Origin of the sequence: Streptomyces sp. A3M-1-3 (genome assembly GCF_024213665.1) — a bacterium.
Lineage (GTDB): Bacteria > Actinomycetota > Actinomycetes > Streptomycetales > Streptomycetaceae > Streptomyces.
Genome location: NZ_JANAVP010000004.1, coordinates 71,232 through 83,268, shown reverse-complemented (window position 1 = coordinate 83,268; position 12,037 = coordinate 71,232). Strand labels below are relative to the sequence as shown.

The window sequence follows — 12,037 nt, the reverse complement described above, 5'->3', positions numbered from 1 at the left end:
GACAGACAGTAGGAAGAAGGGGAGGGTCAGCGCGGCGACACGCCGAAACGCGCCGCCAGCGCATCACGCTGGGCACGGACGAAACGGGCATCCACCACCGAACCGTGCCCCGGTACGTACATCGCGTCCTCGCCGCCCAGGTCCAACAACCGGTCCAGCGCGGCCGGCCAACGCGACGGCACCGCGTCCGGGCCCGCCTGGGGCTCACCCGACTCCTCCACCAGGTCGCTGCAGAACACGATCTCCCGCGAGCCAGGAGTGCCGGGAGTGTCCGGAGCGCCCGGCACCAGCACCACCAGGTCGTGGCCGCTGTGACCGGGGCCGACATTCGCGAGCAGCACCTGCAGACCGCCCAGTTCGAGCGTCCACTCGCCGCACACCGCGTGCTGCGGCCGCACCAGCAGATCCGCAGCCTCCACGGCCTCGGCGCGCGGCAGCCCCTCCCGTACCGCCGTCGCGCAGATCTCGTCGCGCTCCGCAGCGAGTACGGAGTCCAGCCCGACCGCGCCGTACACCTCCACCCCGGAGAACACGGCCGCCCCCAGCACATGGTCGAAATGGGGATGGGTGAGTGCGAGGTGCGTCACCCTGCGGCCCAGCAGCCGCTGTGCCTGAGTACGTAGTTCGGCGCCCTCGCGCAGGGACGAACCCGCGTCCACCATGAGCGCCGCGTCGTCCCCCGCCACCAGACCGATCGTGCAGTCCCAGCCCGGCATACGGCGCCGCCCGACCCCCGCCGCAAGCCGCTCCCAGCCCAGCTCTTCCCAACTGACGTCCATACCGCGACGCTAGTCGAACGGCGCCCACCCGCGCCTGCTGAGCAGGGGCGTCGCACGGTAGCGTGACGGGCCGCCCTTGCTAGCGGTGTATCCACCCGCCGTACACTGGCCGGGAGAACGCTGGCACTCGAACACAGCGAGTGCCAAGCCCGGGACTGTCCGACCGAGGACCACAGCTGGAGGTGTGCGCGGATGCTCAGCGAACGCAGACTCGAGGTGCTGCGCGCCATCGTCCAGGACTATGTCGGCACCGAGGAGCCCGTCGGCTCCAAGGCGCTCACCGAGCGGCACGCCCTCGGCGTCTCGCCGGCCACGGTGCGCAACGACATGGCGGCCCTGGAGGACGAGGGCTACATCGCCCAGCCGCACACCAGTGCCGGACGGATCCCGACCGACAAGGGCTACCGGCTCTTCGTCGACAAGCTGGCCGGCGTCAAGCCGCTGTCCTCGCCCGAGCGGCGGGCCATCCAGAACTTCCTGGACGGCGCCGTCGACCTCGACGACGTCGTCGGCCGGACCGTGCGGCTGCTGGCCCAGCTGACCCGGCAGGTCGCCGTCGTCCAGTACCCCTCGCTGACCCGCTCGACGGTGCGGCACGTGGAACTGCTGGCGCTGGCGCCGGCCCGGCTGATGCTGGTCCTGATCACCGACACCGGACGGGTCGAGCAGCGCCTGGTCGACTGCCCGGCGCCGTTCGGCGAAATGTCACTGGCCGATCTGCGGGCCCGGCTCAACAGCCGGGTCGTGGGCCGCCGCTTCGCGGATGTGCCCCAGCTGGTGCAGGACCTGCCGGACTCCTTCGAGCAGGAGGACCGCGGGACGGTCTCGACCGTACTCGCGACGCTCCTCGAAACACTCGTCGAGGAGACGGAGGAGCGGCTGATGATCGGCGGAACCGCCAATCTCACCCGCTTCGGACACGATTTTCCCCTGACGATCCGGCCGGTGCTGGAGGCGCTGGAGGAGCAGGTTGTGCTCCTCAGGCTGCTCGGCGAGGCCAAGGACTCGGGAATGACCGTACGTATCGGGCATGAGAACGCCCATGAAGGGCTGACGTCCACATCGGTCGTCGCCGTCGGCTACGGTTCGGGCGACGAGGCAGTCGCCAAACTCGGCGTGGTCGGACCGACCCGCATGGACTACCCCGGAACGATGGGAGCGGTACGCGCAGTGGCACGTTACGTCGGACAGATCCTGGCGGAGTCGTAAGTGGCCACGGACTACTACGCCGTACTCGGCGTGCGCCGGGACGCTTCGCAGGACGAGATCAAGAAGGCGTTCCGCCGGCTCGCGCGCGAGCTGCACCCGGATGTGAACCCTGATCCCAAGACGCAGGAGCGTTTCAAGGAGATCAACGCGGCCTACGAGGTGCTGTCGGACCCGCAGAAGAAGCAGGTCTACGACCTCGGCGGCGACCCGCTGTCCGCCGCCGGCGGCGGTGGCGCGGGCGGCTTCGGAGCGGGTGGCTTCGGCAACTTCTCCGACATCATGGACGCCTTCTTCGGTACGGCGTCCCAGCGCGGCCCGCGGTCCCGCACCCGGCGCGGCCAGGACGCGATGATCCGGCTCGAGGTCGAGCTGGACGAGGCGGCCTTCGGCACGACCAAGGACATCCAGGTCGACACGGCGGTCGTCTGTACGACCTGCTCGGGCGAGGGCGCGGCCCCCGGCACCTCCGCGCAGACCTGTGACATGTGCCGCGGCCGCGGCGAGGTCTCGCAGGTCACCCGGTCCTTCCTGGGCCAGGTCATGACCTCGCGGCCGTGCCCGCAGTGCCAGGGCTTCGGTACGGTCGTGCCGACCCCGTGCCCCGAGTGCGCGGGCGACGGGCGCGTCCGCTCCCGCCGCACGCTCACCGTGAAGATCCCGGCCGGTGTCGACAACGGCACCCGCATCCAGCTCGCGGGCGAGGGCGAGGTCGGCCCCGGCGGCGGCCCCGCCGGCGACCTGTACGTCGAGATCCACGAGCTGCCGCACCCGGTCTTCCAGCGCCGCGGCGACGATCTGCACTGCACGGTGACCATCCCGATGACGGCGGCGGCGCTGGGCACGAAGTGCCCGCTCGAAACGCTGGACGGGCTGGAGGAGATCGACATCCGGCCGGGCACGCAGTCCGGCCAGTCGATCCCGCTGCACCAGCGCGGCGTCACGCATCTGCGCGGCGGCGGGCGCGGCGACCTGATCGTGCACGTCGAGGTGACCACCCCGGGCAAGCTGGACCCGCAACAGGAGGACCTGCTGCGCCAGCTGGCCGTACTGCGCGGCGAGGAACGGCCTCTCGGCCAGTTCCAGCCTGGGCAGCAGGGGTTGTTCTCGCGCCTGAAGGACGCGTTCAACGGGAGGTAGGCGCTGGCCGTCTTTCCGGCCGGGGGTCCGGGGGGTGGCCCCCGGGACGGCACAGTCAGCCTGGGCAGCAGGGGTTGTTCTCGCGCCTGAAGGACGCGTTCAACGGGCGCTGAGCACTGGACTATGCCAGGCGAAATGCTCGATTCGGAGCTGTGCGGGGGACGTGGCACGATGCCGTCATGTCCTCCGCACTGACCGATCTCTGCCGGTATCCGATCGTGCAGGCCCCCATGGCGGGCGGCGCCTCCTGTCCTCAGCTCGCCGCCGCCGTGTCCGAAGCGGGCGGACTCGGTTTCCTGGCAGCCGGTTACAAAACCGCGGACGGCATGTACCAGGAGATCAAACAGCTGCGCGGGCTCACCAACCAGCCCTACGGCGTCAACCTGTTCATGCCGCAGCCCAACAACGCGGACCCCGCCGCCATCGAGGTCTACCGCAACCAGCTGGCCGGCGAGGCGTCCTGGTACGAGACCCCGCTCGGTGACACCGACTCGTGCGCGGACAGCGAGGACGGCTACGACGCCAAGCTGGCCACCCTCCTCGAGGACCCCGTACCGGTGGTGTCCTTCACCTTCGGCTGCCCGGCCCGCGCCGTGCTCGACGCGTTCGCCGCGGCCGGCACCGTCACCGTGGTCACCGTGACCTCCGCCGAGGAGGCGAAGACCGCCCAGTGGCAGGGCGCCGCGGCGCTCTGCGTGCAGGGCATCGAGGCCGGCGGCCATCAGTCGACGCACCGGGACGACCCGCAGGCGGACGGGTCCGGCTTCGGGCTGCTGTCCCTGGTGTCGCTGGTGCGCGAGAGCGTACAGCTGCCGATCATCGCCGCGGGCGCGCTGATGCGCGGCGCGCAGATCGCGGCCGTGCTGGCGGCGGGCGCGGAGGCCGCGCAGCTGGGCACGGCGTTTCTCGTCTGTCCCGAGTCCGGAGCGAATGTGCTGCACAAACAGGCCCTGACCAACCCGTTGTTCGTACGGACGGAACTCACCCGGGCCTTCTCCGGCCGGCCCGCCCGCGGTCTGGTGAACCGGTTCATGCGCGAGCACGGCCCGTACGCGCCGGCCGCCTACCCCCAGGTGCACCACCTCACCACCGGGCTGCGCAAGGCCGCCGCCAAGGCGGGCGACGCGCAGGGCATGGCGCTGTGGGCGGGGCAGGGGCACCGGATGGCGCGCGAGCTGCCCGCCGGGCAGCTGGTGGAGGTGCTCGCCGCCGAACTGGCCGAGGCACAGGCCGCGTTGATGCTGCGGAGGGCGTCATGACCGCCCCCGTGTTCGTAGTCGATCAGGTCCCGGGCGGACCGGAGTTCGTACTGGACGGGCCCGAAGGGCGGCACGCCGTCTCGGTGAAGCGGCTACGCGCCGGGGAGGAAGTCGTCCTGACGGACGGCCGCGGCCGGTGGGCAGAGGGCATCGTCCGGGCCGCCGAGGGCAAGGACCGGCTCGTCGTGATGGATCTGCACGAGATCCGTGAGGAGCCCGGCCCGGAACCGCACATCACCGTCGTCCAGGCCCTGCCCAAGGGCGATCGCGGCGAGCTGGCCGTCGAGACGATGACGGAGACGGGCGTTGACGCGGTCGTGCCGTGGCAGGCATCGCGCTGCATCACCCAGTGGAAGGGCGACCGGGGCGCCAAGTCCCTGGCCAAGTGGCGCAGTGCGGTCCGCGAGGCGGGCAAGCAGTCGCGGCGGGTGCGCTTTCCCGAGGTGTCGGACGCGATGACGACCAGGCAGGTGGCGGCGCTCCTGGCCACCGCGGACTTCGCGGCGGTCCTGCACGAGGAGGGCAGCGAGCCGCTGGCCACCGCCGTCCTGCCCGAGCAGGGTTCGATCGTGCTGGTCGTGGGCCCCGAGGGCGGGGTGTCCCCGGAGGAGCTGGCGGCCTTCGCGCAGGCCGGCGCGAAGCCGTACCGCCTGGGCCGTAGCGTACTGCGCACCTCCACGGCCGGCACGGCGGCGACCGCGCTGCTGCTGGGACGTACGGGCCGCTGGTCCTGACCCTGTCCGACCGCGGACGGGGCACGGCCCACCCGCCCCACCTGGTAGGGGGACCGGATGCAGGCCGCCGCCGCCCGCGTCGGCCGAGCGTACGGCATCGACCGAACCAGGCCGTGCCGACGGGTGGGGCAGGCTCGTCCTGCGCGCGGAGCGCGAAGAAGAGCGGCCGGCCGTCGAGTTCGGCGTCCCGGATGCCGTCCCACAGGCCGCGGGCCGCCACCTCGTCCACGAACCTGCGGACGACCCCCGGTGTGTGAAGGTTCAGCAGATAGCCCTGGGTGTCGCCCACCGAGCCGCCGTACCAGCACCCGTTGGAGACCATCCGGCCCGGTCCGTTGCGGAACACGAGCAGCAGCCGGTGCCGCGAGCCCTCGCGGCGCAGCGAGAGCGACTCCCGGCAGTGGTCGCCGTACCCGTTGCCGGCCGGGTGGCTGTGGCGCAGCGACCACAGATAGGTGGTGTCGTCGACGACGAGGCGCCGGGTGGCGTGATCGCTGCGGGGCATGGGCTCACCGTATGCGAACCGCGCTGAGGGGAGTGGGCCGGATAGCATGGGCCGCAATGATCGACGCAGCCTGATTCGACACAGCCTGATCGACGCTCCGAGGAGGCCCGGGCATGGCGGGTGAACCGCAGGCGGACTGCCTGTTCTGCAAGGTCGTCACGGGGGAGGTGCCGGCGACCCTGGTGCGGGAGACCGAGACCACCGTCGCGTTCCGCGACATCAATCCGCAGGCACCGACGCACGTCCTGATCGTCCCCCGGGTGCACTACCCGGACGCCGCCTCGCTTGCCGCCGCCGAGCCGCAGATCGCCGCCGACCTGCTGGTCGCCGCCGGTGAGGTCGCCGCGCAGGAGAAGGTCGACGGCACCGGCTTCCGTATCGTCTTCAACACCGGCACGGGCGCGGGCCAGACCGTCTTCCACGCGCACGCCCACCTGCTCGGCGGCCGCGGCCTCAACTGGCCCCCTGGATAAGCACCTTGTCCGTACGAGAACTGGTGGTGCTCGGCACCGCGAGCCAGGTCCCCACCAGGCACCGCAACCACAACGGCTACCTGCTGCGCTGGGACGGCGAGGGCATCCTCTTCGATCCGGGCGAGGGTACCCAGCGTCAGATGCTGCGCGCCGGGGTCGCCGCGCACGACATCAACCGGATCTGCGTCACCCACTTCCACGGCGACCACTCCCTCGGTCTCGCCGGCGTCATCCAGCGCATCAACCTCGACCAGGTTCCGCATCCTGTCGCCGCGCACTACCCGGCGAGCGGGCAGCACTTCTTCGAGCGGCTGCGGTACGCGACCGCCTACCGCGAGACCGTGCTGCTGGACGAGGTGCCGGTGGCCGCCGACGGGGTGCTGGCCGCCACACCCGCGTACACCCTCGAAGCGCGCATGCTCTCGCACCCGGTCGAGTCCTTCGGCTACCGGCTGACCGAGCCCGACGGGCGCCGCATGCTGCCCGAGCGGCTCGCCGCGTTCGGCATCAAGGGTCCGGCCGTCGGACGGCTGCAGCGGGAGGGCGTGCTGGACGGCGTCACCCTGGAGCAGGTGAGCGAGGTGCGGCCGGGGCAGCGCTTCGCGTTCGTCATGGACACCCGGCTCTGTCCGGGCGTCCACGAACTCGCCGAGGGCTGCGACATGCTGGTCATCGAGTCGACGTTCCTCGACGAGGACGAACAACTGGCCGTCGACCACGGGCATCTGACCGTGGGGCAGGCCGCGCGGACGGCCCGGGACGCGGGCGTACGGCATCTGGTACTGACACACTTCTCGCAGCGGTACAGCGACCCTGACCTCTTCGAGGGGCAGGCGCGCGTCGCGGGCTTCGAGGGGGAACTGACCGTCGCCCGCGACCTGCTTCGCGTCCCCCTCCCCAAACGCCACCAGTGAGCGAGACCCCCGTGCCCATCCCCAAGGCAGAACTCCACCTCCACATCGAAGGCACGCTCGAACCGGAGCACGCTTTCGCGCTGGCACGGCGCAACGGCGTTGTGCTGCCGTACGCCGACAGCGCGGAGCTGCGCAAGGCGTATCTCTTCGACGACCTGCAGTCATTCCTCGACCTGTACTACGAGTTGATCGCCGTACTGCGGACGGAACGCGACTTCACCGAACTCGCCGACGCCTATCTGGCGCGCGCCGCCGAACAGGGCGTACGGCACGCAGAGATCTTCTTCGACCCGCAGGCCCACACCGGCCGCGGTATCCCCATCGGCACGGTGATCGAGGGCCTGGCCCGCGCGCTGGACAGCGCCGAGGAGAAGTACGGCGTCTCCACCCAGCTGATCATGTGCTTCCTGCGTGACGAGTCCGCCGAATCCGCGACGAGCACGCTGGACGCCGCGAGGCCGTATCTGCACCGGATCGCGGGCGTCGGCCTGGACTCGGCGGAGGCCGGCCACCCGCCGTCGAAGTTCCACGAGGTGTACGAGTCCGCTGCCGCCCTCGGGCTGCGGCGGGTCGCACACGCGGGGGAGGAGGGGCCGCCCGCGTACATCTGGCAGGCCCTGGACGTGCTCGGTGTCGAACGGATCGACCACGGGCTGCGCTCGATGGAGGACCCGGAGCTGGTGGAGCGGCTGGTGCGGGACCGGGTGCCGCTCACGCTCTGCCCGGTGTCGAACGTACGGCTGCGCGCCATCGACACGCTGGAGGAGCATCCGCTGCGGTCGATGATGGAGGCCGGCCTGCTGGTCACCGTCAACTCCGACGACCCCGCCTACTTCGGCGGGTACGTCGGCGAGACGTTCTACGCCGTCCACGAGGCACTCGGGCTCGGCAACGAGGAACTGCGCGCGCTGGCCCGCAACTCCTTCCTGGCGGCGTTCCTCGACCACGACGAGGAACGCCGGGCGCGTTACCTCGCCGAGGTGGAGGCGTACGACTTCGGCTGACCGGCCGCCGACGGAGCCGCAGCCGTCTCCGGAGCCGTACGGTGTCGGGCCAGCGGCCGGGACAGTGGTCGGGCCAGCGGCCGGGACAGCAGGTCAGCGCGGCGCTCCCGTATCCGGCCATCGCCAGCAGCAGGCCGAGGCGGGCCAGGTGCCGGGGCCCGTACCGCTCCACCCGCGAGGGGAGCGTGAAGCCCGCCGTGGCCGAACACAGCAGCAGGGTGGAGCCGACGAGGCCGGCCTGGGAAGGGGTGAGCCCGAGGCTGTCGTCGAGGCGGCCGACGACGGTGGGGAGGAGGTACGCGGCGAGGTAGCCGGCGGTGAAGACGGCGACCAGCGGCCAGGCCGCGTGCGGGCGCGAGTGCGACGGGGGACGCGAGTGCGGGCGCGAGAACACCGGACGTTCCTGAGGGCATGCGTGATGAACGGGCGAATCCCGGGAAACCCGGAAAAAGGGGGGAGGAGCGGCTGCCGATGACAGGAACGCGGCCCAAGTTGTATCAAGCGCGTGGAGTTGAGGAAAAGAGAGGCCAGGGCGTGACATGAGTCACAATTTGTTTGGGCCGGTTGCGCGAGGGTAAAACTGGCCATTTTCTCCACCAGGAACGGGGAGCACGCCGTGATCACTCGCGATGGACAGGAGTCGGACCGCGCCGCTCTCGACCGCGCCGCCCTCGACCCCCTCGGCGGGCTGCGCGCGCCGGAGGACCCCGACTGCGACGTCTTCCTGACCGGCACGGTCTTCCTCGACATCATCTTCACCGGCCTCGACAGCGCCCCCGTCCGCGGCACCGAGTCCTGGGCGCGCGGCATGGGCTCCAGCCCCGGCGGAGTCGCGAACATGGCCACCGCCCTGTCCCGGCTGGGGCTGCACACCTCGCTGGCCGCGGCCTTCGGTGACGACCACTACGGCGAATACTGCTGGGACGCCCTGGAGCAGGGCGAGGGCATCGACCTGGCCCGCTCGCGCGTCGTCCCCGGCTGGCACTCGCCGGTCACCGTCTCCATGGCGTACGAGGGCGAGCGCACCATGGTCTCGCACGGCCACGAGGCCCCGCCGCCGCCCGGCTCCGGCCCCTTCCCGGACTGCCCGCCCCGTGCGCGGGCCGCGGTCGCCTCGCTCGTGCCCGGCCGCCATGAGGAGTGGATCGCCTCCGCCGCCCGGCGCGGCGCCCGGGTCTTCGCCGATGTCGGCTGGGACGAGACCGGTCGCTGGGACCTCGCGGGCCTCGCCGACCTCCAGCACTGCGAGGCGTTCCTGCCCAACGCGGAGGAGGCGATGCGCTACACCCGCACCGACTGCCCGCGCGCCGCCGCCCGGGCGCTGGCCGACAAGGTGCCGCTGGCCGTGGTCACGCTGGGTGCGGAGGGCGCGTACGCCGTGGACGGGGCGAGCGGCGAGACCGCCGAGGTGCCCGCGATCCTGGTGGAGGCCCTCGACCCCACGGGCGCGGGGGACGTCTTCGTCGCCGGGTTCCTGACCGGGACGCTGGCCGGCTGGCCGCTCGCCGACCGGCTGGCCTTCGCGGGGCTCACCGCCGCGCTGTCGGTGCAGGAGTTCGGCGGCTCGCTGTCGGCGCCCGGCTGGGCCGAGGTGGCCGGTTGGTGGCAGCAGGTGCGCTCGCTGCCGGGCGGGGACCCGGAGGCGCTGCGGCGCTATGTCTTCCTGGAGGACCTGCTGCCCGCGGACGGCCGGCCGTGGCCGCTGCGCCGGGCGGTGCCGACGATCGGCTTCCGACACCCCGCGTAATCGCACGCCGCCACTCCGCGTAATCGGCTGCCGGCACATCGCGCAACCATCCCCCGCCGGTAAAACCCCTCGGTCTTGTCCGTGGCGCGTCGTACTCTTGGTATTCCAGAGGTTCCCGAGCAGCGAGAACCCTGCAACGGGAGGTATGTGCAGGCCACAGAGCCGGCCCATGACTCAGACACCCACAGACCACAGCCCCGCGCAGGGGCAGGCACGAGCCCACTTCACCGTCCCCGCCAAGCACCCCATGGTGACGGTCCTCGGCTCGGGTGACGCCCTGTTGCGCGTGATCGAGAAGGCGTTCCCGGCCACCGACATCCACGTCCGGGGAAACCAGGTCAGCGCGGCCGGTGAAGCGGCCGAAGTGGCCCTGATCCAGCGCCTGTTCGACGAGATGATGCTGGTGCTCCGCACCGGACAGCCGATGACGGAGGACGCAGTGGAACGCTCGATCGCCATGCTCAAGGCGAGCGAGAACGGAAACGGCCCGGACGAGACACCCGCCGAGGTGCTCACGCAGAACATCCTCTCCAGCCGTGGCCGCACCATCCGCCCCAAGACCCTGAACCAGAAGCGGTACGTCGACGCGATCGACAAGCACACGATCGTCTTCGGCATCGGGCCCGCCGGTACCGGAAAGACCTATCTCGCCATGGCCAAGGCGGTCCAGGCCCTGCAGTCCAAGCAGGTCACCCGGATCATCCTGACCCGGCCCGCCGTCGAGGCGGGGGAGCGGCTCGGCTTCCTGCCCGGCACGCTCTACGAGAAGATCGACCCGTATCTGCGGCCGCTCTACGACGCGCTGCACGACATGGTCGACCCCGACTCGATCCCGCGTCTGATGGCGTCGGGCACGATCGAGGTCGCGCCGCTGGCGTACATGCGAGGCCGTGCGCAGCCTGTCTTTACCAAGGTGCTGACGCCGGACGGCTTCCGTCCCATCGGAGACCTGGAGGTCGGCGACCTGGTCGTCGGATCGAACGGCGAGCCAACGCCCGTCCTGGGCGTTTACCCGCAAGGCGAGAAGGACATCTACCGCGTCACGGCCCAGGACGGGTCTTCGACGCTCTGCTGTGGCGACCACCTGTGGACGGTCAGGACGGCATCGGATCGCCGTCGTGACAAGCCCTGGCGGGTCCTCGAGACCAACGAAATGATCGGGAACCTCCGTGCCGCCCACGCCCGCAGGTACGAGCTGCCGCTGCTGAGCAAGCCGGTGTGCTTCCCGGGGCGCGAAGTCCCCATGGACCCCTACGCGCTGGGCCTGCTGCTCGGCGATGGCTGTTTGACGGGCAGCACCACGCCCTCGTTCGCCACCGATGACCTGGAACTCGCCTCCGCGCTGGAAACAGCACTGCCCGGCGTCTCCGTGCGGTGGAAGGACCGGGTGAACTACACCCTCAACCGGGTGAGGGCACCCGGCGATGTCGTCACGCTGGAGAATCCGGTCACGCGCACGCTGCGGGCTCTGGACTTGCTCGGTACGAGGTCATGCTCAAAGTTCGTGCCGGACGACTACCTCCACAACGCCGCGGAGGTTCGGCTGGCCTTGCTCCAGGGTCTCCTTGACTCGGACGGAGGACCAGTGGCCCAGGCCGGCCGAACATGCCGCATCCAGTACACGACGACATCGATCCTGCTCCGTGACGACGTCATCGCGCTGGTCCAGTCACTGGGAGGCGTCGCGTACAGCCGCCGCAGGGCGGCGGAAGGCCGGACGCCCGGGAAGGCCCACGGCCATGACGTCCACTACCGGCGTGACGCGCATGTTCTCGACATCCGGCTGCCTGCGGGCATGGAGCCCTTCCGGCTTTCGCGCAAACTTGAGAAGTACCGGGAGGCCGGGGGCGGTGGTCGGCCGATGCGCTTCATCGACAGCATCGAACCCGCGGGCCGTGAGGAGGCGGTGTGCATCCAAGTGGCTGCCGCCGACTCGCTCTATGTCACCGAGGACTACCTGCTGACGCACAATACGCTCAACGACGCGTTCATCATCCTCGACGAGGCGCAGAACACCAGCGCCGAGCAGATGAAGATGTTCCTCACCCGGCTGGGCTTCGACTCGAAGATCGTCGTCACGGGTGACGTCACCCAGGTCGACCTGCCGGGCGGCACGAAGAGCGGTCTGCGCCAGGTCCAGGGGATCCTGGAAGGCGTCGAGGATGTGCACTTCTCCCGGCTCACGTCCCATGATGTGGTCCGGCACAAGCTCGTCGGCCGTATCGTCGACGCGTACGAGCAGTTCGACACCCTCAACGGGCTGTGACATCCAACGA

At 70.8% G+C, this 12,037-nt stretch carries 10 protein-coding genes and 1 pseudogene; 9 read left to right on the top strand and 2 right to left on the bottom strand.

The window, feature by feature from the left end; genetic code table 11:
• Window positions 1-26: 26 nt before the first annotated feature.
• Entirely contained in the window at window positions 27-779 is a 753-nt protein-coding gene (locus NLX86_RS05770; RefSeq protein WP_254370490.1) for an MBL fold metallo-hydrolase, read from the bottom strand.
• Window positions 780-971: 192 nt separating this feature from the next.
• On the opposite strand from NLX86_RS05770, the gene hrcA reads away from it, so the two are divergent.
• The 7 genes from hrcA (at window position 972) to NLX86_RS05735 (ending at window position 8,014) form a co-directional block, all read left to right on the top strand.
• Window positions 972-1,988, top strand: coding sequence for a heat-inducible transcriptional repressor HrcA (hrcA, locus tag NLX86_RS05765; RefSeq protein ID WP_254370489.1), 1,017 nt, complete (start codon window positions 972-974; stop codon window positions 1,986-1,988).
• Entirely contained in the window at window positions 1,989-3,125 is a 1,137-nt protein-coding gene (gene dnaJ, locus NLX86_RS05760) for a molecular chaperone DnaJ (protein ID WP_254370488.1), read from the top strand. It begins immediately after the preceding gene.
• Between the two features lie 179 nt (window positions 3,126-3,304).
• The gene (locus tag NLX86_RS05755; protein WP_254370487.1) at window positions 3,305-4,384 is read left to right on the top strand and encodes a nitronate monooxygenase; all 1,080 of its coding nucleotides are present in this window, start codon (window positions 3,305-3,307) and stop codon (window positions 4,382-4,384) included.
• Window positions 4,381-5,118, top strand: coding sequence for a 16S rRNA (uracil(1498)-N(3))-methyltransferase (locus NLX86_RS05750; RefSeq protein ID WP_254370486.1), 738 nt, complete (start codon window positions 4,381-4,383; stop codon window positions 5,116-5,118). Before NLX86_RS05755 ends, NLX86_RS05750 begins: the two co-directional genes overlap by 4 nt.
• A 618-nt stretch (window positions 5,119-5,736) precedes the next feature.
• Window positions 5,737-6,096, top strand: a complete 360-nt coding sequence (locus tag NLX86_RS05745) for a histidine triad nucleotide-binding protein (protein WP_254370485.1) — start codon at window positions 5,737-5,739, stop codon at window positions 6,094-6,096.
• A gap of 5 nt (window positions 6,097-6,101) precedes the next feature.
• Window positions 6,102-7,010: a ribonuclease Z gene (locus NLX86_RS05740; RefSeq protein ID WP_254370484.1), complete on the top strand. Its 909-nt coding sequence runs from the start codon at window positions 6,102-6,104 to the stop codon at window positions 7,008-7,010.
• An 11-nt stretch (window positions 7,011-7,021) separates the two neighbouring features.
• Window positions 7,022-8,014, top strand: coding sequence for an adenosine deaminase (locus tag NLX86_RS05735; protein ID WP_254370693.1), 993 nt, complete (start codon window positions 7,022-7,024; stop codon window positions 8,012-8,014).
• A gap of 94 nt (window positions 8,015-8,108) precedes the next feature.
• Here NLX86_RS05735 and NLX86_RS05730 read toward each other — a convergent pair.
• A pseudogene (locus NLX86_RS05730) lies at window positions 8,109-8,408 on the bottom strand (hypothetical protein); the annotation flags it as partial.
• Between the two features lie 225 nt (window positions 8,409-8,633).
• On the opposite strand from NLX86_RS05730, the gene NLX86_RS05725 reads away from it, so the two are divergent.
• Window positions 8,634-9,761, top strand: a complete 1,128-nt coding sequence (locus NLX86_RS05725) for a carbohydrate kinase family protein (protein WP_374213842.1) — start codon at window positions 8,634-8,636, stop codon at window positions 9,759-9,761.
• Between the two features lie 169 nt (window positions 9,762-9,930).
• The gene (locus tag NLX86_RS05720) at window positions 9,931-12,027 is read left to right on the top strand and encodes a PhoH family protein (protein WP_254370482.1); all 2,097 of its coding nucleotides are present in this window, start codon (window positions 9,931-9,933) and stop codon (window positions 12,025-12,027) included.
• Window positions 12,028-12,037 lie beyond the last annotated feature (10 nt).

Excerpts from the sequence above, each read along its gene's own strand:
- hrcA (WP_254370489.1), top strand. The coding sequence starts at position 972 with ATGCTCAGCGAACGCAGACTCGAGGTGCTGCGCGCCATCGTCCAGGAC.
- NLX86_RS05745 (WP_254370485.1), top strand. The coding sequence starts at position 5,737 with ATGGCGGGTGAACCGCAGGCGGACTGCCTGTTCTGCAAGGTCGTCACG.
- NLX86_RS05755 (WP_254370487.1), top strand. The coding sequence starts at position 3,305 with ATGTCCTCCGCACTGACCGATCTCTGCCGGTATCCGATCGTGCAGGCC.
- NLX86_RS05720 (WP_254370482.1), top strand. The coding sequence starts at position 9,931 with ATGACTCAGACACCCACAGACCACAGCCCCGCGCAGGGGCAGGCACGA.
- NLX86_RS05770 (WP_254370490.1), bottom strand. The coding sequence starts at position 779 with ATGGACGTCAGTTGGGAAGAGCTGGGCTGGGAGCGGCTTGCGGCGGGG.
- NLX86_RS05750 (WP_254370486.1), top strand. The coding sequence starts at position 4,381 with ATGACCGCCCCCGTGTTCGTAGTCGATCAGGTCCCGGGCGGACCGGAG.